Here is a 23,053-nt window from a genome sequence, read left to right as displayed (position 1 = left end):
CGGATTCCAAGCGCCACCCATTGGGTGAGCATCTTGAATCCCTCCCGGCCTTCGACTAGGCTCATGGCGAGCGAGATTTAGAATGCTCAACTGATATTTTAGGTTGATCAGTCTGATGAAAATTGAAAAAAGTATAGAGAAGCGATTAGCTACTGATATCCGGCTGTTCGCTTTGTTGTTCCAGCCAGGCTCTCCATACCGCCAATAATACCGCTAAGATAATAGGGCCCAGAAACAGCCCGACCGCTCCGAAAGAAGCCAAGCCGCCGAGAACTCCGAAAAAAACGACTAAAAAAGGAACGCGACCCGCACCGCTGATGATAATCGGACGGATAACGTTGTCGATAGTGCTGACCACTAACGATCCCCATAGAAGCACACCGATACCATCCGAGACCCGGTCGATAAAAATTAATGTGATGCCGATCGGCATCCAAACCAAAGCGGCTCCAACCATCGGTACCAACGCCAGTAATGCAGTAATAGCGCCGAATAGAGCAGGGGCTTGAACATCGGCGATATGAAAACCCAGTCCGGCTAAAATTCCTTGACCCAATGCGGTAAGAACCAAACCGTAAACAACTGCGCTAGTGGTATTGGCGATAGCGTGCAGATAAATATCTTGATGTTTGCCAAGAAATTGGACTAAGCCTTTATTGATTTGCCTCATAACATCTTCACCATCTCTAAAGCAAAAAAATAGCGTGACCGCCACTATCCCGATTTTGATGATGTAATAACCGAGTCCCCCCATGATTTTACCCAGATAGCCTAGCGATTGCGTTGCCAAATTGGTTATCTGGGCGGTAAGGCTGGCCCGGTCGTTAATTAATCGATCCAGCCAATCTTGCAAATAGTTGCCTAGCCAGGGGATGCGCTTGATGGGGTCAGGTAATTCGTAAGGTCCTTGCAATAAATTAAATGCCAATGCTTGATAGGCGATTTTAATTTCTTCTTGAAGGAGTGTGGCAAGTCCGAATACTGCTAGGATAATGATCATGGCAATGATGCCGGTCATGATCGAAGCACTGAGATTGTCGTTACCTTTTAATAAAGTGCGCAGTCGCCGATAAGCCGGCCAAGTTGCATAGGCAATGATGAAAGCCCAAGTTAGCGATAATAAAAATTCACTCAATATCCAGTAGCCCAACAGCAATAATCCAGCCAATAAAAGACCGGGAATCATATAGCGTAAAGGCGAATTAGCCGCGAAATAATTCATCTGCGTTCGGTAAAAGATGTCCTGAAATAAGCGTTTATCATATCACCGATATTGCAAAATGCCCGATTATGCTGACTTGGGCCAGCAATTCCTAGTTTGAGAGATTTCGCCGTGTTCAGGTTACGGGATATGCCCGTCGAAGAGCGCCGTTCACCCAGCACCTAAATGATCCCAGATAGTTAATCATAGCCAATAGGCTTTGGAATTTAGATGCTGGGTAACCCTTCCATGGGGGCTTGACGACAGCGGTCCCTGCCGTCATCCTCGCCAAATACACCCCGCACATCCTGAAAATTAGTCGGTTTTCGGATCAAAAAGGAGTAGGCGCTAGAGCATTGTCTCGCTTATTGTAACGTTAGCTGTGTCTCGAAGGTTTCCCCGTTTCGCCATACTGCGATTTTAATTGTATCGCCGGCGCTATACTTGTCCAATATATCCAATAAGGTTTCCATGTCTCGAACCGGTTTATTTTCTACGGAAAGGATAATATCTCCGGGGATGATGTTGCCGGCATCATCGATGGTACTGCCTTTCAGTCCGGCCTTGTCGGCTGGAAAACCCGGCTTGACCTCCAAAATCAACAAGCCTTTCACCCCGAGATTTTGCGTGATCATCGCGCTGACACGGTTGTCGGAACCGATACCGATGACCGGTCTGATATAGCGCCCCTTGTCGATCAGCATCGGCACGATTCGGTTTATCGTATCGACCGGCACGGCAAAGCCAATGCCGGCACTGGCACCGGACGGACTAAAAATAGCGGTATTGATGCCGATTAATCGTCCAGCGCTATCGAGTAAGGGTCCGCCGGAATTGCCGGGATTGACGGCGGCGTCGGTTTGAATCAAGTCATCGTAGGTTTGGCCTGGAGCAGCCGCTATCGAGCGGTTGAGAGCCGAGATGACTCCGGTAGTCAGCGTATGATCCAAACCGAATGGATTGCCGATTGCAAAGACAGATTGCCCGACTTTAAGCTCCTTGCTGGATCCGATAGGAATAGGCGTGGTCTTGTCGAAAGGGACCAAAATACGAAGGACGGCGAGATCATGCTCGGGACTGGTGCCAACCAACGAGGCGCGAAGGTTGCGTTGGTCTTGAAGGCGAACCCACGCTTCCGATGCGCCGGCCAAGACATGATGATTGGTCACGATAAAACCGCGCTCATCCCAAAAAAAACCGCTGCCACTGCCTCTAGGAACGCGTGTGACATCTCTCGTCCAGGGGTTGATGCGCTTGCCGACCGTGCTGATATTGACGACCGAGGGACTGGCTTTTTCAAAAATTACTATCGTGGTTTGTTCCGCTTCGGTGAGAGTACCGCGCGGTGTGACGGCTCGCGGTTCAGCGCTTTTCGGGCTGAATAATGTCGGATAATGCTGCAATATATAGACAGCGGCAAACAGAATGATCATGCCGAATACGGCTAAGCGGATGAGCCTTAATAATTGGATGAACAAAGTAGATTGCATGGTGTATTGACGGGAGCGTTTGCAATTAAAGTTATGGCAAACTCTATCAGGAATTACGTAAACGGGTTAAAACTATTACATCTAAACGTTGTTATGCCGGCATGTACTCATTGCTAGCATTAGACATAAGTTATTCGAGCAATGCATAACTTCTACCATGAAGATAGCAACACCTCGCTAAGTATAAAAAAGTTCACGATATTCGGGATCAGAACGCATAAATCATTCGCCAAGTACCGAGCCAATTCGTTTCTTTGCGGTTGGCTTGGCTTAAGCCTACGCCGAATTGTAATGTTGCATGATTGGTGATATCCCAATGAATTTGCGGCATCAAAAGATAAGTCCAGTCGGACTTCTCGCGAAATTCATTATTCATTTCAATGCCAAAAGTTAAATCCTGGGAATAATCATAAAACCAAGCGGTATTGAATAATCCCACGAAATGCCCGTCGCGTTCTATGTCGTCACGTCTCACTCCGATCATATTAAAATTGCTGATCTCGGAATTAAAACGGTAACCGGCCAAATAGAGTGCATCGACGGAATATTTTTCGGCATCGCGGTCGTGATAGCCGATCATTTGCCAACCATGAATGAAATGATTATTAAATCCGGTGCCGATAGTGCCTTGCAGACCCAGTTTGTATTCGCTTAACCTTAAATTGTCGAAAGGCAGTTCGAATTCGATTGCAAAGTCGTCGAATAATCCGAATTCGAATTCCGGCGCCCATTCGGTATTGCCGGTACGAAGCGAGTGTTCGGTAAGCACGTTCACTTCTGCATCGCCTTGTCTGACACCGAGCGGCCGCACCAAATCGAAGACCATCGGTTCGGGAATATGGGGGGGCGTCGCTGCTCAGCGCGGCATCGCCTTCTTCGGTTCTCATCGTTTCGGCACTGGCCGTTTGGGTTGTTGGTAAGCAGGCGAGGGCGGTTAGCAGAAAGATATGGAATGGTGAAGCCAATGAGTTGGTTGAATGCATTGTTTCTCCTGAATCCAAACCGGAATCCTGTAAAACAAGTAGGAGTGAAATTTCTCTTTAAAGAATTTCAAACTATAAACGATTAAACTTACATATTGCTTGCAAGACTATCATTCCAGCAATTCCCCACGAAAGCATTGTTACCATGTTTACAATGAAAGTGCACCGGAAGAGTTTACGGTTGCCTGATAGACATGCGTCGACGCCAAGGGCTGCCGTCGATGGCGGCTTAAAACCGTCGGAATTCCGATTACCAATGTAACGCCCTAAGTCTGGGGAATTTTTTCCGTTGATGTTCTTGCATTCTTATCATGACATTAATCAAAGCCTGCAGCGCATCGAGAATATAGGGGCCTTTATTCAACATCACGCATTCGGCACGAACCGCCATCGCAGCATCGGTAAATTCTGGACGCGATTTAGCGCCTTTTTTGGCGATGGTTTCCAAGACCTGTGTCGCCCAAATAACCGGTACGTGAGCGGCCTCGCAAAGCCATAGTAATTCTTCTTGAATTTCGGCGAGCCGAGCGCTACCCAATTCGACCGCTAAATCGCCCCGAGCGATCATGATACCGAGACTGTGCCGGCCTATCGTGCCGAGGATGATCTCGGGCAGATTTCTAACGGCTCGGTTGGTTTCGATCTTGGCGATGATCGGTAAATCGGTCGCACCGCGTTGCGCCAATTCTTCGATCAAACATTCCATATCGGCAAGAGATTCGACAAACGAAAAGCCGATCATGTCGGCATGCGTGCAAGCAAAGTCAAGGTCCTCTCTGTCTTTATCGCTCAAGGCCGGTAAATCGAGTTCGGTTTCGGGAAAGTTAATGCCTTTATCGCTTCGTATCGTGACGCCATTGCTTCGAGCGTGCGTGATTTTAAGTAAAACGCCTGTCTCGGTTAACTGGTCAACTACCGCTCCTACTTTGCCGTCGTCTATCCAAACCGCTTGGCCAATTTGTAATTTCTCAATCGCTGATGACAGGGTACAGCCGATTTGAGCCGGTTTTATCGGCACGCCACTTTCGTCGTATTGTGCCGGTGCACCGTCGATTTCGTGGTCGGTCAGCAATAAATGGTCATCCTTGACTATTTTGATCGTTTTCGGAGTACCGAAGAATTCGCCCAAACGATAAACAGCCTCTGGGGTATTCTCGTTTTCGGAAATTGGCGGCATCCAAGTGATATCGCATCCTGAGACCAAAAAAGCCGGCTGGCCGCAACAAGCCAGCCAAGCCGACTCCGATAGCGGTTTTTCAATCGTTAGTATACGTTGTTTGCCGCGCGCATCGACGAAAGCGAGGCGGTGTCCGGCGGCCAAAGTCATAAATAATTCCGTTGGAATGGCGACTCGAAACAGCGTGTCCTCGCCTTCGAGTAACGGCTCCGAGCATGCCGCATCGAACAATACGATTCGTCCAGGTTCGACGACGTTACCATAAGCGTCTCGCTTAACCTTGATGTGATAGATCGCGGGACCGAGCTCGATAGGTCCGGTTCTTATTTTATGTCCTGCCAAGTCCATCAATATACGGCAACCCCTCCCGATTTCGACCTCGGCGCGTCGGATGTTTCGGATCATAGCTTGCCAAATGACGGGGTCGTCGTGAGCGCAATTGATCCGTGCGCAAGTCATTCCTTTCATAAGTAGTGCTTTGATTAACTTGTAATCCCATGCCGCTTCCGTTGCAAGCGTGACCATGACATGAGCTTTGCTGTTTTCGAAATGCGAACCGAACAATTCGATTGTGTGTTGATCAAGCAGTTGCTGACCTCGGTTGAAGCCGAGTTCGCTGGGGTTTTTATCGATTGCTTGATAGCCGGGATCGAGCACTCTATGCAATAAATCGATTACCGTGTCTAGTGTTGAGATGACGGACGATTCGGATCGGCCCAATGAGGAAAGTCCCGCTTGGGCGAGTCTTTCCTGTAAGTGGCGCAGATCGAATTGCCGAAGCGCCAGGTAGTGTGACAAGTTCGATGCGCTTTTCGTCAATACGCCGGACCGGTAATACTGTGTGTAATTTTGTAAGCGCTTCTCGGCATTAATGCCGACTTTATGCCGAATTTCCGTTATGTCTTTAAGCAATAAAGACAAAATTTCACGATAGGAGTCGTTATCAGGCGGGGAATACTGGTCTTTATAGGTCGTAATCATGGTTGAGCATCGATAAAAATGTTACAGCGAAACGGCGATCAACTTTAACCTTGTTTTTTGACAACTTGATGAATCATCGGGTTCTCGTTGAATCGAGCAAGTATTCAATTATTTGTCATGCTGTTGTCATATTGAGTGATTAAAGTTGCCGGTATACTCACTAATCGATCTTTTTAGAAAAAATTATGAACAAAAATTTATTAGCATTCACAGCGTTTGCCTTGTTGATAATGCACTTACCGGTTTCAGCTAGGAATGTGCGCGACAATATCGTCATTGTCGGATCTTCGACCGTTTATCCGTTTACCACCGTAGTAGCAGAGAATTTCGGAAGAATGACTAGATTCAAGGCGCCGATTGTCGAAGCGACTGGCTCCGGGGGCGGTTTAAAACTGTTCTGTGCAGGGGTTGGGGTAAGGCATCCCGATATCGCCAATTCTTCGCGCAGAATCAAGTCCTCCGAATTTGAGGACTGTCAAAAAAATGGAGTGAAAAACATCGTTGAGGTAAAGCTCGGCTATGACGGTATTACGTTAGCCCGCTCTAATAAGGGTAAAGCGTTCGAACTAACCTTAAAACAATTGTTTTTGGCATTGGCGAAAGAAATTCCGGACCCTTCCGGTTCCGAAAAAACCGTTCCCAATCCTTATACTCATTGGCGGCAAATCGATCCTTCATTACCGGATTCCTCTATCGAAGTTATGGGGCCGCCGCCGACTTCCGGAACTCGCGATGCGTTTGTGGAATTAGCGATGGAGGGCGGTTGCCAAGCTTTTCCATTCATCAAGGCGCTGAAAGACAATAATGAAAACACATATAAAACGATCTGTCATTCGATACGAGAGGATGGCGCATACGTTGAAGCCGGCGAAAACGATAACTTGATCGTGCAAAAACTAGATACCAACCCGAATGCTTTGGGCATATTCGGTTTTAGTTTCCTAGATCAAAATACCGACAAATTATTCGGTTTAAAGATCGACGGAGTCGAGCCGGATTTTGATGAAATTGCTTCCGGTGCTTATCCAATTTCCAGAGCGATGTATATCTACGTCAAAAAGGCGCATGTCGAAATGATACCCGGATTGAAGGAATTTCTTGAAGAGTTTACCAGTGATAAAGCCTGGGGAGATGAAGGTTATCTCACGGATAAAGGCTTGATTCCGATGCCTGCGGATGAGCGAAAGCGCTTTGCCGACGATGTCCGGAATTTGAAGGAATTGGAGATGTGAGGGGAAGGTGAAAGGTGAAAGGTGAAAGGTGAAAGGTGAAAGGTGAAAGGTGAAAGGTGAAGTCGGCGCTTGACAAGTAGCTAAAACACCGAATCATTTCACTATTCACTATTCACTATTCACTATTCACTATTCATTGCCAAACCGGATTGCATATTTAACTAACGACGGTAATCGATTTTTCAAAAGACATGCAAACCCCTTATTTATTGTTTACGCTGCTGATTTTAAGCGTTCTCGCTTATTTTATCGGCAAAAGGCGGTCAGTGACCGTTGTCGAAGGCGCGCTCCGAGAATTGCATTCCTTGCCTGCGTATTACGGATATTACACTGCGCTTTGGGGCTTGATACCTGCTTTGTTTCTGATGTTAGTGTGGCTATCTTTCGAACCAACTTGGCTGGCTCATCAAACTGTCGCTTCGCTGCCTGAAGAAATCAAAAGCCTGCCCAGCAGTAAACTAAATCTTCAGCTCAACAACATTAAGAACGTTGCCGCAGGCCTTCAGGTTAGTCAACGAGTCGACCCGCTCATAGTGGAAGCCGCCGAACATTATAACCGATTACGCAAAATCAGTAATTTCGCGCTGACCCTCGTAGTTATGACCTGCTCTCTAACCGGCATTTGGTTGGCACATAAAAAAATCAGCAAGGATTACCGGGCCCGTAACGTTGTCGAAAAGATCATGACCGGGCTCATGATATTAGCTTCGACGATCGCAATATTCACGACCGTCGGCATTGTCGCTTCGGTAGTATTCGAATCGTTATTATTTTTCAGGCAAGTTCCGTTTTTCGATTTTTTGTTCGGTTTGGAATGGAGTCCTCAGACGGCATTGCGCGCAGACCAAGTCGGTTCGTCCGGTGCCTTCGGCGCAGTCCCGTTATTCGCGGGCACTTTGCTGATTTCGTCCATCGCATTGATTGTTGCGGTGCCGATCGGGTTGATGTCAGCGATATATTTGTCGGAATTCGCCGGTTCTAAATTTCGGTCCACAGCCAAGCCGACGTTGGAAATTCTCGCGGGCATCCCGACTGTCGTTTACGGCTTTTTTGCCGCATTGACAGTCGCGCCATTTATTCGCGAAACCGGAGAATTATGGGGTTGGGTCGTGTCATCGGAAAGTGCCTTGGCTGCAGGCTTGGTGATGGGCATCATGATCATTCCATTTGTGTCTTCGCTATCCGATGATGTTATCAATGCTGTGCCGCAGTCTTTGCGCGATGCGGCTTATGCTCTGGGCGCCACGCAAGCCGAAACGATCAAACAAATTATTTTACCGGCCGCGTTACCGGGCATTGTCGGCAGCATTCTGTTAGCCGCTTCAAGGGCTATCGGCGAAACGATGATTGTGGTCATGGCGGCGGGATTGGCGGCCAACTTAACGGCCAATCCGCTGGAAGCGGTCACGACGGTGACCGTCCAGATCGTTACGTTATTGGTTGGTGACCAGGAATTCGACAGTCCGAAAACACTGTCTGCGTTTGCGCTGGGTCTGATGCTGTTTGTCGTGACTTTGGCTTTGAATGTCATAGCTTTACATATCGTTAGAAAATACCGGGAGCAATATGAATAATCGGACGGACTCTCTATCGACCATGGAAAAAGTTCGCAAAGGCATTGCGAAGAGGCGTTCGGCCGAACGCCCTTTACGTTTTTAAGGATTTACCGGCATCGTTTTATGTTTTGTCTTTGTGCTGATCCTATTTATTAGCATCATCGGCAAAGGATATGGTGCATTTCAACAGACTCAGATCGCGCTGGATATCGAGTTTTTAGAATCCGTGATCGATCCGAATCAAACGCGCGATAGTAAGGTGATATCGAGAGCCGATTACAATTCCCTGATAAGAAAGTCATTGACTAAGGTCTTTCCCGAAGTTAAAGGTCGCCGCCAAATACGTGATTTAAATCGGATGATTAGTAGCGGAGCTATGTTTCAATTACGCGACCGGGTTCTGGAAGACCCCAGTGTGATAGGCCGAAGCCAAAGGGTGTGGCTCCTTGCCAGCGACGATTACGATATGTTGATGAAAGGCCATATCGAACGCAGTGTTCCGGAAAGCGAGCGGCGTTTGAAAGATCATCAAGTGGCTTGGGTCGACAAATTGCTTGAACAGGGCCTAATCAAGAAACGCTTCAATACTTTCTTTTTCACTGCAGGAGACTCTAGGGCTCCCGAGATGGCAGGTATTCGCGGAGCCTTGATGGGCTCCATGTATACATTGTTCGTCACGCTGGTGTTGTCGTTTCCGATCGGCGCCGCGACCGCAGTGTATCTGGAAGAATTTGCTCCGACCAATAAATGGACTGATTTGATCGAAGTCAATATCAATAATCTCGCAGCGGTGCCGTCGATTGTATTCGGATTATTGGGCCTTGCGATGTTCATTAATTTTTTCGGTTTGCCGCGTAGCGCGCCGTTGGTCGGTGGACTGGTGCTGACTTTGATGACCTTGCCGACCATCATCATTGCAGGACGCGCCGCGCTAAAATCGGTGCCTCCTTCGATTAGAGAAGCGGCGCTTGGCATGGGCGCATCAAAATTACAAACAGTCTTTCACCATGTCTTGCCATTGGCACTGCCGGGAATGTTGACCGGTACCATTATCGGTATGGCCCAGGCACTCGGCGAAACCGCACCGCTATTGATGATCGGCATGGTTGCTTTCATAGTCGATATACCGAAAGGCATTTTCGACTCGGCTACTGTGTTGCCGGTGCAAATATATCTTTGGGCGGATAGTCCCGAAAGGGCTTTCGTTGAACGCACTTCGGCGGCGATCATGGTTTTATTGGCGTTTTTGATTTCGATGAATGCAGTTGCGGTGTTTTTACGCAAGCGATTCGAGCGGCGTTGGTGAGCATTTTTCAATACGGATATTTTCGCAAACCCACTCCGCACCCTCAACTCCCGAGAGCTTTCATCATCCGGGGGGATGTGAATAGTTACGGGGTGATTGCCAGGCCTTCATGAACGTTAGGTGCTTTTTCGATCGGATAGAAGTTAAACATTATGAATACTGTAACTCAATCAAAACCGGAATCGGTTTCTCGCATGAAAACGCTTATAAATAAAAGTATGTCCGCTAAACCTGTGAATTTTCAAGGCGAGATGGGGGCGACAGTCGGGTCGATACATGCTGATAATCCAAGGATAACTTGCCGTAATGTCAATGTGTTTTACGGTGAAAACCATGCGATACAAGATATCAACCTGGATATCGGCACGAATGAAGTCATTTCGTTAATCGGCCCATCCGGTTGCGGCAAATCGACTTTTTTACGTTGTTTGAACCGAATGAACGATACAGTCGAAGGTTGCCGGGTGAACGGCGAAATAAAGATCGACGATGTCGATGTGTATTCAAAGCATCTAGATGTCGTGCCGCTTCGCGCACAAGTCGGCATGGTGTTTCAAAAACCCAATCCATTCCCGAAGTCAATTTACGACAACATCGCTTACGGCCCGAAAATCCATGGCCTGGCTTCGACGAAAGCCGAATTGGATCAAATCGTCGAGTCTTCATTGCGTAAGGCCGGTCTCTGGGACGAAGTCAAAGACCGGCTAGACCAGCCAGGTACCGGTTTGTCAGGCGGACAACAACAGCGCTTGTGCATCGCCCGGACTTTGTCGGTCGAGCCCGAAGTTATTTTGATGGACGAGCCTTGTTCGGCATTGGATCCGATTGCGACCGCGAAAATCGAGCAATTGATCGACGAACTGAGACAGCGTTACACGATTGCGATAGTGACCCATTCGATGCAACAGGCCGCACGGGTTTCGCAGCGAACGGCTTATTTCCATCTCGGTAAATTGATCGAGGTCGGTAAGACCAGCGATGTATTTACCAATCCTTTGCACGAATTGACACAGGATTACATTACCGGAAGGTTCGGATAAGCCAACCGAAGCGGCTAATTATTTAAACCAAGATCATAATCTATGAAAGAACATACGCTCCATCTGTTCGACGGCGAACTCAGCCATTTACATTATCTGGTACTGGAAATGGCCGGCTTGGTCATCGATCAATTGGATACGGTCATGACATCGCTCGATGAAGGCGAGGCCTCTATTGCCGAAAAAGTGGTGGCTCGGGATCGGGAGGTTAACGAATATGAGCTAAAAATCGACGCCGAGGTTCTGTCGATTCTTGCTAAACGCAGTCCGGTTGCTAATGACCTGCGCAAAGTGATTTCCATTTCGAAAATCGTTGTGGACTTGGAAAGGATCGGCGACGAGACGGTTAGAATAGCGAAATTGATCATCGACATGTTCGATCCGCAAACCAGCGATCCGAATCCTCAGTTACTCAGGGACATCGTCAGGATGGGCACAATGGCGCGCGGCATGCTCAGAAAAGCGACCGACGCTTTCGATACCGGTAATCTGGATGATGCTTACGAGCTTATCAGGGGAGACTGGGATTGCGGACAAGAATTTCAAGACGGTATTCGCCGGCAATTGACCTTCGTGCTTCAGGATGCCCGCTTGATCGGCAGAGCCCTGGATATCCTGCAAATCATGAAAGCGCTCGAACGTTGCGGTAATCATTGTATCAATATTGCCGAATTCATGATTTTCATGGTCGAAGGCAAAGATATTAGACATCAGCATTGAAGATCATGAAGAATAAGAAGTTAATTCAATGACTTATTTTTTTCTATGCAACTCTTTTTTGCTCCCCCAAAAGGATATTCAAAATTTTAGGAAAAGCCGTTTAAGCACTTTATGAACTTTATGTGTTTCATGGTTAAACTGCCGAGTTTAGGACAAAAGAAAAAGGACATGAATTTCTGTCGTAACGGCAAGCGGTTCAGTTGACTACTCCCTTTTGATCGAAAAACCGTCTATGAATAAAAGGTATGGGATGTGTCTATTGAGTAGTGTAGGGTGCGCGATGCGCACCCTACACTTAGTATGAACTCTTGCCGGAATGTCGAGTTATTAGGTTAGTGCATGGGATTTAAGATCTACCAAAGTTATTTAGGATACGGTAAAAAATAACTTTACTAAATGTTTCTCACGCCTTGCGCACATCCCACACAAGTTTATTGTTCCCATGCGTCCCGATTCCGGGATGCATTCGCACGCAGGGCGTAGGAATGATGAATAATCGGGAAGTTATTTTTTAATAAACCCTTAAAGGGTTGTAAATCGATCGCTTGAATCCAAGAGTTGCGTAATTATCATTCAGTTTAACCATGTTGCACTAACATTCGAACTTTTTGTTCAACCGTAGCCCACGAAATCAAAATCGGCTTGCGAAAAACCGTAATCGTCAAAATATCTTCCTGCAGCATATAGTCGGCTTCTATGCCGAAGCCTTTTATGATGCCTTGCTCAATATCGCCTAAAAACTGTAAGCCGTAATTTTCAGCGGCTTGTTTTGCTTTGTGAATCAGATCTTCCGGCTTTTCGATGATTTTTAATTGTATCGATTTAGGTTTTTTCATATTTTTCGGAATTTAATTGAATGTCATAACAGACTGCCGTCTTCAGTATTATAAAGGCGAAAAAATAAAACGGAACCGGTTAATTGATTGTGCAAACGTAACAAGCGTTATAAATGGTTTTTTAAGAAGGTTTCGATTTGTCGGCTTAATTCGGAATTGTTATCTTCTATAAATTCATAACGCGCGCGTATAATGGGTTTATCGATAGCGATCAAGGCCGATAAGTCGCATGGCGTGGCCGATATGACGAGGTCTATGTCGGCGACATCAAGGATTTGTTGTAATGCTTTTAATTGCGAAGGATGATAACCGACAGCCGGCAGCACCTTGCCGATATGCGGATATTGACGGTAAATATCGGTCAACCTTTCGGATGCAAATTCTCTCGGATCGACGATCTCGGCGGCCTGAACTTGAATCGCAGCAATAAAACCCGCGCCGTAGGCCATGCCGCCGTGCGTAATGCTCGGACCGTCCTCGACGACGATGACACGCTTGCCTTTCACTCGTTCAGGTTGATCGAGAGTGACTTTCGAAAAGGTTTTAATAACCGGCACAGATGGAAGAATCTGTCTGACGGTTTCAAAGACGCATTCTATAGCCTCATCGGTAGCCGAATTCGCTTTGTTTATTAGCACGATATCGGCCATACGCAATACGGCTTCGCCTGGATGATGGCCTGTCTCATGGCTCGGTCTTAGCGGGTCGGTCAATACGATAAGCAAATCGGGACGGATGAACGAAAAGTCATTATTGCCGCCGTCCCACAAAATGATGTCGGCTTCTTGCTCGGCAATGGCGAGGATTTTGGCGTAGTCGATGCCGGCGAACACGGTATTGCCGAGAGACAAATGGGGTTCGTATTCTTCCCGCTCTTCGATCGTGCAATCGGCAAGGGCGAGGTCGGCCATACTAGTAAAACGTTGCACGGCCTGTTTTTCGAGGTCGCCGTAAGGCATAGGATGGCGGATTACTGCGGTTTTGAGACCGCGGGATTTCAATAGTTTCGAAAGCCATTGCGTGACTTGCGACTTGCCGCAACCGGTGCGCACCGCGCAGCAAGCGATGACCGGGACCGAAGCTTGCAATTGCGTGCTCTTGGGGCCGAGTAGGGTAAAATCGGCTCCGCCGGCCAGTGCGATCGACGCTTGATGCATGACTTGGCTGTGTGAGACGTCACTGTAAGCAAAAATCACTTGTTCGATGTGTTGTTCTCGGCATAGGTCTGCCAATTCGATTTCATCGACGATAGGGATGCCTTCGGGATAAAACGGGCCGGCTAATGCCGGTGGGTAGCGCTTCCCTGCGATATCCGGGATTTGCGCGGCGGTAAATGCAACAACTTCACTGCCGGGATCATTTCGGTAGACGACATTGAAATTATGAAAGTCACGTCCGGCGGCGCCCATGATGACGATTTTGTTACGGTCAGATTGTAGAGACATCGCGGTTCATTTTCAGTTTTCGGATAAATAGATTATATACCCATCGCAGATCAAAATTCGGTGCCGGGGATCCGTCAAAGGACGCCGTAAACCCAGCACCTAAATCTAAGATAGTTAACCATAGACAATGAATTATGGAATTTAGGTGCTGGGTGAATGCAGATTTTGCATTACGCCATGGATGGCGTGTATTAGGGCAATGCAGGAGCAATTGCCGAGGAGCAAAAATCTGCCCTGCCGCCGACACCTGACAATCAAGCAACCGCACTCTCTCCGCAGCCAGCAGCGTTTTGCATATCGAAAAATTAGATAAGGAATGCAAAACTGTGAACTTTCACAGTAACGTTAATAAAGGCCCGGCCATCGCCCCGGCAAATGAAAGTTCTCTGGTGCTGGAGGGTGCGGTCACTCGCCCGACAGGACGCCGTGAATACGTCCCTGTAGGCTGGACGGCGGCTGTCCCTGCCGCCGACGCCTGTCGGTCGAGCAACCGCATCCTCTTCGGAACCGGCATTGGCAGAACGGAGATTTGTATATCAAAAAATTAGATAAAAAGTCTCAATCTACGAACTATTACTTCATCTACTTCATGGTTGAACTGCCGAATTTAGGATTACACGATCACGCCTGCTGCAATAGTGGCATGAGTGGCTTCGTCGATGATAATGAAACTGCCGGTAACGCGATTTTCTGCATAATGATCGACAAACAGCGGTTGTTGTAGCTTCAGTTCGACTCTGACGATATCGTTCATCACGATGTCGCTCGGTTTTAGATGTTTTTGCAACGTATTCACATCCACTCGATAATGCAAGTCTGAAAACAGGCAGCGGACCGTGCGCGTCGTATGCTTGATGAGATATTTGCGCCGGGTGTGCAGGGGCTCTTCGGAAAGCCAGCAAATATCGGCATGAATTTCACGCACCGTCTCCGGCAGATCGTTCTTAGCGACCAGCATGTCTCCTCGCGATATATCGATCTCTCTATCTAATTCAACGACGACAGAGAGATCGGGAGTCGCGTGCGGTAGAGATTGGTTGGCAAGCTTAACCGATTTTATTTTTGCCGCGAGTCTGGACGGCAATGCTAGTACTTCATCGCCAACTACCAGCATTCCTGATGCCAATGTGCCCTGATAACCGCGAAACTCTTTGTTTAAGTCATTGTTTTTTATTGCTGCACCGTTTCCGAGCTTTACTCGTGCGACCCGTTGTACCGGAAAACGCAACGGATTTTCTGACCTATCGCGGTGTGCCGAAACACGATTTAAATGATCTATCAATGTCGGGCCATCATACCAATTCATCGATCGGCTAGCATGCACGATGTTGTCGCCTTTCAATGCGCAAATCGGCAGTGCACAAATTTGCTCGATGCCAAGGGAGGCGGCAAATGCCAGATAATCATCCCGAATCGTTTGATAGATGTCTTGGCGCCAGTCGACCAGATCCATTTTATTGACGGCCAGCACGATCGCGTTGACTCCCAACAAATGAGCCAGATAAGTGTGACGACGCGTTTGTGTCACGACACCCTTACGCGCGTCTACCAATAAGATAGCTAGGTCCGCCGTCGATGCTGCCGTGACCATGTTCCGCGTATATTGCTCGTGTCCAGGCGCATCGCCGATGATGAATTTACGCTGTTCGGTGTTGAAATAACGGTAAGCGATATCGATCGTGATGCCTTGTTCGCGTTCGGCTTGCAGGCCGTCGGTCAGCAACGATAAATCCAGTTCGCTCAAACCGCGTTTAGCGGATGTCTGTTGTATCGCTGTTATTTGGTCGCTATGAATGCTTTGCGTGTCGTAAAGCAGTCGTCCGATCAGCGAACTTTTGCCGTCGTCGACACTGCCAGCGGTAATGAAACGCAGCAAGCTTTTTGCGGAGTTGCCGCTTTCCGATGGAGTAAGATTTGGAGTCAATGGAGCGGTCATCAGAAATACCCTTCTTTTTTACGTTGTTCCATCGCAGCCTCCGAGGCTCGATCGTCAAGCCGTGTCGCGCCGCGTTCGGTGATTTTGCACGATCGGATTTCGGCGATAATTTCGTCTATCGTGACCGCTGTCGATTCGACCGGCGCGGTGCATGAAATGTCTCCGACGGTTCTGAAACGGCAGCGTACCGTTTCGGTTGTCTCGCCCGGTTTCGGTGGCGTGATTTCGGTCACCGGCGCCAAGATCTCGCCGCGCCGGACCACGGTGCGGTCATGAGCGAAATAGAGTGGCGGCAATTCGATACCTTCACGCTCGATATATTGCCAGATATCGAGCTCGGTCCAATTCGAAAGAGGAAAGACTCTCATGTGCTCGCCGGGGCGAATCCGCGTATTGAATAACATCCAAAGCTCCGGGCGTTGATTTTTCGGGTCCCATTGGCCGAATTCGTCGCGCAGACTGAAGACGCGCTCTTTGGCCCTAGCTTTTTCCTCGTCGCGTCTTGCTCCGCCCAAACAGACGTCGAACGCCAGTTCTTCGATCGCTTCGAGCAGCGTCACCGATTGATGGGCGTTACGCGATTCGAGGGGATCACGTAAACGCACGGTGCCGCGCCGGATCGAATCCTCGACGCTACGGACATGCAACATAGAGTCGTAGCATTGTGCGATGCGGTCGCGGTATTCGATGACTTCGCCGTAGTTATGGCCGGTATCGATGTGCAGTAATACGAATCCTATCTTCTCGGGATGAAAAGCTTTGTAAGCCAGGTGCAACAATACCGCCGAATCCTTGCCGCCGGAGAAAAGCAGCACGGGGTTTTTGAATTCGGCTGCAACTTCCCGCAAAATGAATATCGCTTCTGATTCTAACCAGTCTAAATGCTGGTTTGCATTTGAAAGCGAAATCCTTGATTGATCGTCCACATTTAGGTGATTTTGATTTTCAATAATGATTTGAGTTGTATCAAGCATTGTTTTCCTCTTTTCTGTTGTCGCTTTCCAATTGCCATTTTTTATGTCCCAGGTATCTGAAGTAAGAATTGCCGTCGTTTTCGATACTAAACAAATGAAGCCATTGATTATCGGTCAAATGTCTGACGGTTTCGTGTTTGACTATGACCGCATCGATTGCCGATCTGGGTGCCTCGATGAAGACACTCAAGCGGACCGGTTCATGCACGAATTTGCAGCCGTCATGCAGCGATTGCCAGGGCAAGCCGGCTCGCAGATCGCCGCCGTTACCTTCGAGTACGCCGATCGTGCCGACCACGTTGTGAAGGACCTTGTTGCCGCTGCCGAACAGACGGTTATCGACCGTCGATGCGTAATACTGCAGGTTGATCCAGCTCGCGACGACCAAAGGCGCCGTCATGATCAATTCTAAAATGGAACCATCCGAGTCTTGTTTGAAATCGTAATTATGCAAAAAGACTCTTCCGTTAAGCTTTACCTGACGTGTTCTTTCCCTAGGGGCAGCGATGAAGGCCGCATTACCGGCCAGGCCCCATTCGGGACGTACCTGCGACCAATCACGGCTCCGTGCTTCAATATGCTGTTTAATCTCTTGGGGATGGTTCTCGTGAATACCCAATAAAACAGAACGTTCGGTTCTCGCCAATTCGGATGCCTCGTAAAGCCATTCTTGAAGACAGGCAATGTCTTTTTCGTATCCGGAAGGCAGACAATCGAGATCGAACAGTCGCAGCTCGTCGGTCGTCGTGTCATGAAGCCCAGCCAGAAACCAAGTATCGTGCGGAATGTCGATGCCTTCGCTTGCCAAGCCCGCTCTGACCGATACATCATTGAGCACCGCCGCGGCAATGCGGGCATTCGCTTCGCCGCTATGGCCGCCGCATGCTCCGCAATCGAGGCCGGCGGCATAGGGATTGTTGACTGTCGTACTACCATGTCCGCACAGCAAAACCAGTCGAGCGAAATCCGAAGTCAAACTCATGCCGCGCAAGGCGTTTTTGGCTAATTCGACTTTATCGGTCAAACGCAGACCGGTTTCGACGACTTTACCGGTCGCTACCAGGCGTCCGCGTTGGCGAGTGATTTGAGGACCGAGACGGAGCACCGAAGTTACGTTTAAGCCTTCGGTGCCCGGCTTCGTGACGGTTCGGGTCAGACCGAAACTGTCGGTCAGCAGTTTGACTCCGAATGCCAAGCCTGCGATTTCGACATAGGAGTAGCATGATACGGCCGATGTTTTGAACGATTTCCATATTTTATTTAAGCGTTTAATGGACCAACGCTTGTTAAGGGCATCGCTTAATTCTTCGGCCGTCGCATTGATAAGGCTTTCGCGGATGCGGTATTTCGGCGTTAACAAGACCGGGCAATGCGCGGCACCGTGTTGATGACCTAAGCGTATATATTCGATTGGGAAGCCGAAAAAGCCTGCAAAGCCGAAGGTCTCGATTCTTGGCGATGCGGTCTCCAGTGCTCTGCGGTAAACCTCGGAGCGGACATCGATACAGAACACGGCTTGAACCGCTTTGTTCTTAATGGCTTTAGGGAGAGGTTGCGCTTTAAGTTGGTCGGGCGACGTAAATTTGTCGACAAGTTTTTGTTGAATACCGATTTCATAAGCTTGTTGTATCAGCAATCTCAATTTTTCCGAAACGCCCGGTTCGGTCGGCTCGATCTCGATGACATTATCCAAGGCCGGTAATTTTTCGTAGTAGGTCATTTGGAGAGCCCGGTCCCAAACCAGTCTGATCGCAAGCAAATGCAGCAATGTATCGTCGTCATGACCTTGCATGCCGGCTTCCCGAGCTCGGTATTGAATATAGGAGCTCCACCCGCCAACCGTCAGCAATTGCCGGTGAAAGAAATCCGTCAGGTTAGCTTCGGAAACGCGAATACTCCGCAATACGAAATCGATTGCCTGCAATGGCTCGTTCGGCAACGTGCGAACGAAGTCGCGAAACCCTTTGATACCGTGAATTTCCGCATTGCGATCAATGCTCGCTGCCTGCTTCCAAGCTTCGAATAACGGCAGCGAACACCACGGCATGCGCCAGGACGATTGACCCTCGTCGAAATAGGCCGCACACCATTTCGAAATTTCATCGATAACGAATGCAGTCCAGTCGGTCCCCAGTTCCGAATCGATCAAATCGGCAACCGTATGTATGGCATGCTTGCCGGCGTGCGCCTCATTCGGAATCGAACATAAGCGGGCCTTGACGTCTTCGACCGACCCGAATTCACCGTTCTTGTCGAATAGGGTCAACGCTTTAGCCAGATCGGCATCGGTGATACGCCCGTTGGCGAGTTGATTCAAGTAAAAATCCGCCGACATCAGTAAATCCTTATGCGCGGCCCGGCGCATGAAGGCATTGGCCTGAGAAAAATGTTGCGGCAACAATCCGAGGAAAGGGTTGACCGCAACAAACTGCTTCAAAGGCCAGAGCGGCGGCACATATGAGCATGCGGTTGCCGCCGCCGATAGGATTTGCGGACGAACGGTCGCTTGTTTCCCGTTAAAGGATTCGTTCAGGCCGATATCGGATTTTTGAGATAATATGTTTAAAGTTTTCATCGCAGCATGCTCCGATCAAGAATGACGAGGTGACTTGGCAGGCCAATAGCGGCGAATCAACAAGTTCGCGAAGCTACTGATATAAAGGCCGTTATAAAAATGAACGTAAGCCGATTGCCAACCTGAACCAATGTCGTCGCTGGAGAAGCGTACTTGCAGCCATAACACCGACATGAACGACGCCAACACGAACAATAACAGTCCAATGTCGAAAGCCCCGCTCGCCAGCTCTGCAGTTGGCAGCGCATTTTGCAACAACTCAATAAACGCGGCTTGCAGCGCGAAGTAAACGAGCGATACGACTACGGCAATGATGCTGACGCTTATGAACAGGCGCTTGCCGATATGAATTTCGATCGCGTTCCAGAGGAGATAAGTCAAGGCTATCTGCAGAATGACGCCCAGAATCAAAACACCCGGGTGATTCGAAAAAGTGAAGCCGAACAACGTGGACACTGAAAATGTCAACACCAGTGCGAGTACGAAACCGCTAAGCAAGTGCCATGAATCGCGTTTTTTGCGCACGAGCGGAACCCACGACGACTTTGCGATATCGACGATGCTGCCGCTGGAAAGGAAGGCATGCGCTTTGTATAAGGAATGCGCGACGATATGCAATATCGCCGAAGAGAAGGCTCCCAGACCGCATTGCAGCATCATGAAGCCCATTTGTCCGACCGTCGAGAAGGCCAACGACTTTTTGACACTGGTTTGCGTCAGCATGCACAGAGCGCCGAACAAGGCTGTTATTGCTCCGAGGACCGCGAGTAGATGTAAGGCGGACGGCGCGAGTATCATTACATGGCTCATGCGGACGATCAGAAAACCGCCGGCGTTGATGATGCCTGCGTGCATCAATGCCGATACCGGTGTCGGCGTCTCCATGACTTCGGGAAGCCAGCTGTGGAATGGGAATTGTGCGGATTTCAACAAGGCTCCCAACACGAGTAAGATGCCGATCCACGATAACTCGCTGCCAGCATCGACAGACTGAGAAGTCGTCGATACGAGATCCGCCGCCGCGAAAATTTCTCCGAAACGAAGACTGCCGAAACGCTGATAGATTAACGCCATCGCCAGAATCAGACACAGATCGCCGATCCGGCTGATCACGAATTTCTTGCGCGCGACGATCAGTGCTGTCGGACGGTCTGAGCAAAAAGTAAGCAATTGATGGAGTTTAAGGCTGGTCGCCATCCAGGCCAGCGTGAACAACACCAAGTTACCCGACACGATCAGCGTCAGTACGGCACCTATCGTCAGCGCCAGCCACTTCATGAAGCGTCCCTGTCCGGGATCGCCAGCCAAATAATTACGCGAATATCGAATGACGATGACGCTCACGAAGGAAACCAATATCAACATCGTCGCCGAGAGTGCATCGAAGTAAACATCGATTCCGGCGAATCCTTGTTCGATCAAACCGTGTTCAGCGTAAAACCAAGTGGCCAGTACTGCCGAAAACAAACCGGCAATCGCTGCGATTTCTGTCGATCGAGCGATCTTTAACGGTTGACGCTCGGCCCACGTTGACGGCGCAAGTCCCAACAATAACAGCGAAACCGGGCCTGCGATGACGAGAATAATCGATAAAGCGGTCATTTAAGTAAATCTCCGTGGTTGGGAATCGCTGCATCCGTTCCTAATGGAGTCTCATTCGGTGTTAGTAAGATGCAGCACAATCTAAAGTTTTGTGAGTATTCAGTTCCCCGGCCATTCTCGTTCCCACGCTCTGCGTGGGAACGCCTGAGTACCGCTCCAGCGGTACGAGACGCTAGAGCGTCTCGGGCTGCATTCCCACGCTGGAGCATGGGAACGATAGGGGGATGTGAATAATTACAAAGTTTTTACTCGATACGAGCGATAGCAAACGCTTGGTAATGTGAAATCATTCCTGACGAGCCCTTCGTGGATTGAAGTTGTTGGCATACTAACAATTCAGAATTGTTTTATCTAATATATAAATTTAAAAAATCCGTTCTATTTCTTATATGTGTGGTCTGGGGATTAATTACTTATCAATATCTAAGCTATTTTTTGGATGATTGCTACCGAAAACAATCTGACCAGTGCCGATGAAAAACTGCATATCCTTCAGTCGGCCTTGTACATACAGTTACGCAAACCGGAAGGCGTTGGGATAATCCTTGTTCGAACGATAAGAGGCTAGTTCTTGCTTTTGATATTACGATTTTCAAACCGCCGATGAACTGGTCAGTTATGAAAAGCAGGGAAGCGGGTAACCGGGTAACCGGCAATCCAAGTGCGTTGGCGGTGTATCGATCATTTCCTCAACATTCAATTGGAGCTGTTTAAGCCTTTATTTAAGCGTTATCGCAAGAGCTGTATTGAGGCGCTTAGGCAGAATAAGGCAGGCGGTAGTCAAGAGTTACTTGTCAAATTCCGTAAGATCATCTGTAATGATTTTTGGTGATTAGCAAGATGTTTCAGTTTGTTGAAGCTAAGAATCCAAGCGGGGACAAGTCGCAGCCGCAGCCATGAAATTACGCAGGGATGAAGGGGGGATTTATGTGCGTTGCAATAACAGCAATGCTAGCCTGTAAAGACCGACTCGCTAGAGTTGCTTTTGATATGACTGCCAGTACCGAAAATCAATTGTCAGTATTTTTTACATCGAAAAATGTTGGTTACTTAAAAGATAATATAAATCAGCGATCTATAGATATGGTATGTATTTTGCTTTGATTCATGTGTAGCTTGATAAAAGTGTTGAATGAGCCTGAGTCATTTATTCTTTTACGAGTTATGTTTCGCGCTAGACTTTTTTAACCACTAATCATCAATGGTAAGTGTAATGCTAAATAAAATTATTTATTTGTTAATCTTGGGTTTCGCATTTTTCGATTGTCAGGCAAGTACAATAAATTTCGACGAACTTCAACCCTTTTCAAATTACTCGGCGGTTCCGGAGAGTTTCGGTTCCACACCGGAAGTATCTGTGTTTTATCAAACTTTAAATTCTGATGGTACCGTGGAATCTTCGAATGTTCTGCTTTGGAATGCCGGCTATGCAGATCTCAATACCGCCGCTTTTGCTAATGCTAATGGAAGACTTCTGAATATAACATTGACTGCTGTTAATCCTAACAATTATGTTACGCTTAGCAGCTTTGAAGTTGGTGGATACCTTCAAACATCGAGGGATGCAAGCGATTTACGTATTGTTGATGGAAACGATATAACTAATATATTGATTGATTACGCACCTTTGGGTAATCCCTTTACCGTGCCGGGTGACGTAGCTTACACCTTCGAACCTAACATTACAGCTAGTTCGATTGGCATAATATTGGGAACAAGTTGGAATCTAGGAATAAACAATATTACATTTAGTACTACCCCAGTACCATTACCAGCGGCTTTTTGGTTTTTCGGTTCGGCTTTAGCGGGTTTAGGCGTTTTTAAAAAAGGCCGTTCGATTAAGAAATCTGTCTAATACATTGCAATTATTCAGACCCCTACATTTAAAATAAGCTGGAACTTTGCATCCCCTTTAAAAAACTATGTTCATGTTAGCAGTTGAAACGTGAGTATTCAGTTCCCCGGCCATTCTCGTTCCCACGCTCTGCGTGGGAATGCC

General features: G+C 48.1%; 16 protein-coding genes. 6 read left to right on the top strand and 10 right to left on the bottom strand.

Features of this window, described 5'->3' with window-relative positions; genetic code table 11:
* Positions 1-145 precede the first annotated feature (145 nt).
* The 4 genes from ACRJJO_RS14535 to ACRJJO_RS14520 all read right to left on the bottom strand — a co-directional run bounded on the left by ACRJJO_RS14535 (position 146) and on the right by ACRJJO_RS14520 (position 5,832).
* Positions 146-1,222: an AI-2E family transporter gene (locus ACRJJO_RS14535; RefSeq protein WP_431066406.1), complete on the bottom strand. Its 1,077-nt coding sequence runs from the start codon at positions 1,220-1,222 to the stop codon at positions 146-148.
* Between the two features lie 344 nt (positions 1,223-1,566).
* Positions 1,567-2,691: a S1C family serine protease gene (locus ACRJJO_RS14530; protein WP_431066405.1), complete on the bottom strand. Its 1,125-nt coding sequence runs from the start codon at positions 2,689-2,691 to the stop codon at positions 1,567-1,569.
* 208 nt (positions 2,692-2,899) lie between these two features.
* On the bottom strand, positions 2,900-3,517 hold the full coding sequence (locus ACRJJO_RS14525; protein ID WP_431066404.1) for a hypothetical protein: 618 nt from the start codon (positions 3,515-3,517) through the stop codon (positions 2,900-2,902).
* 407 nt (positions 3,518-3,924) lie between these two features.
* Entirely contained in the window at positions 3,925-5,832 is a 1,908-nt protein-coding gene (locus ACRJJO_RS14520; RefSeq protein ID WP_431066403.1) for a pyruvate kinase, read from the bottom strand.
* Positions 5,833-6,017: 185 nt separating this feature from the next.
* On the opposite strand from ACRJJO_RS14520, the gene ACRJJO_RS14515 reads away from it, so the two are divergent.
* From ACRJJO_RS14515 to phoU, 5 genes are all read left to right on the top strand, one after another.
* Positions 6,018-7,064 (top strand): PstS family phosphate ABC transporter substrate-binding protein, encoded by a 1,047-nt coding sequence (locus tag ACRJJO_RS14515; RefSeq protein ID WP_431066402.1) that lies wholly within the window; start codon positions 6,018-6,020, stop codon positions 7,062-7,064.
* A 191-nt stretch (positions 7,065-7,255) separates the two neighbouring features.
* Positions 7,256-8,638: a phosphate ABC transporter permease subunit PstC gene (gene pstC, locus ACRJJO_RS14510; RefSeq protein ID WP_431066401.1), complete on the top strand. Its 1,383-nt coding sequence runs from the start codon at positions 7,256-7,258 to the stop codon at positions 8,636-8,638.
* Between the two features lie 97 nt (positions 8,639-8,735).
* Positions 8,736-9,926: a phosphate ABC transporter permease PstA gene (pstA, locus tag ACRJJO_RS14505; protein WP_431066442.1), complete on the top strand. Its 1,191-nt coding sequence runs from the start codon at positions 8,736-8,738 to the stop codon at positions 9,924-9,926.
* Positions 9,927-10,144: 218 nt separating this feature from the next.
* The gene (gene pstB / locus ACRJJO_RS14500; protein ID WP_431066400.1) at positions 10,145-10,966 is read left to right on the top strand and encodes a phosphate ABC transporter ATP-binding protein PstB; all 822 of its coding nucleotides are present in this window, start codon (positions 10,145-10,147) and stop codon (positions 10,964-10,966) included.
* Between the two features lie 42 nt (positions 10,967-11,008).
* A complete protein-coding gene (gene phoU / locus ACRJJO_RS14495) occupies positions 11,009-11,686 on the top strand; it encodes a phosphate signaling complex protein PhoU (protein WP_431066399.1) in 678 nt (225 codons plus the stop codon).
* Between the two features lie 578 nt (positions 11,687-12,264).
* Here phoU and ACRJJO_RS14490 read toward each other — a convergent pair.
* The 6 genes from ACRJJO_RS14490 to ACRJJO_RS14465 all read right to left on the bottom strand — a co-directional run bounded on the left by ACRJJO_RS14490 (position 12,265) and on the right by ACRJJO_RS14465 (position 21,054).
* Positions 12,265-12,522 carry a hypothetical protein gene (locus ACRJJO_RS14490; protein ID WP_125220003.1) on the bottom strand — a complete coding sequence of 86 codons (258 nt, stop codon included), beginning with the start codon at positions 12,520-12,522 and terminating at the stop codon, positions 12,265-12,267.
* 107 nt (positions 12,523-12,629) lie between these two features.
* Positions 12,630-13,967, bottom strand: coding sequence for a cyclic 2,3-diphosphoglycerate synthase (locus ACRJJO_RS14485; protein WP_431066398.1), 1,338 nt, complete (start codon positions 13,965-13,967; stop codon positions 12,630-12,632).
* A gap of 613 nt (positions 13,968-14,580) precedes the next feature.
* Positions 14,581-15,903 carry a sulfate adenylyltransferase subunit 1 gene (locus tag ACRJJO_RS14480; RefSeq protein ID WP_431066397.1) on the bottom strand — a complete coding sequence of 441 codons (1,323 nt, stop codon included), beginning with the start codon at positions 15,901-15,903 and terminating at the stop codon, positions 14,581-14,583.
* Positions 15,903-16,877, bottom strand: coding sequence for a sulfate adenylyltransferase subunit CysD (gene cysD, locus ACRJJO_RS14475; protein ID WP_431066396.1), 975 nt, complete (start codon positions 16,875-16,877; stop codon positions 15,903-15,905). The genes ACRJJO_RS14480 and cysD overlap by 1 nt, the downstream gene beginning before the upstream one ends.
* Positions 16,870-19,452 carry a YbcC family protein gene (locus ACRJJO_RS14470; protein WP_431066395.1) on the bottom strand — a complete coding sequence of 861 codons (2,583 nt, stop codon included), beginning with the start codon at positions 19,450-19,452 and terminating at the stop codon, positions 16,870-16,872. Before ACRJJO_RS14470 ends, cysD begins: the two co-directional genes overlap by 8 nt.
* A gap of 15 nt (positions 19,453-19,467) precedes the next feature.
* A complete protein-coding gene (locus tag ACRJJO_RS14465) occupies positions 19,468-21,054 on the bottom strand; it encodes a proton-conducting transporter membrane subunit (RefSeq protein WP_431066394.1) in 1,587 nt (528 codons plus the stop codon).
* Positions 21,055-22,267: 1,213 nt separating this feature from the next.
* Here ACRJJO_RS14465 and ACRJJO_RS14460 point away from each other — a divergent pair.
* Entirely contained in the window at positions 22,268-22,909 is a 642-nt protein-coding gene (locus tag ACRJJO_RS14460; RefSeq protein ID WP_431066393.1) for a VPLPA-CTERM sorting domain-containing protein, read from the top strand.
* Positions 22,910-23,053: the final 144 nt, after the last annotated feature.

The organism is Methylotuvimicrobium sp., assembly GCF_050611805.1.
Lineage (GTDB): Bacteria > Pseudomonadota > Gammaproteobacteria > Methylococcales > Methylomonadaceae > Methylotuvimicrobium.
This window is presented reverse-complemented; position numbering and strand designations above follow the sequence as displayed.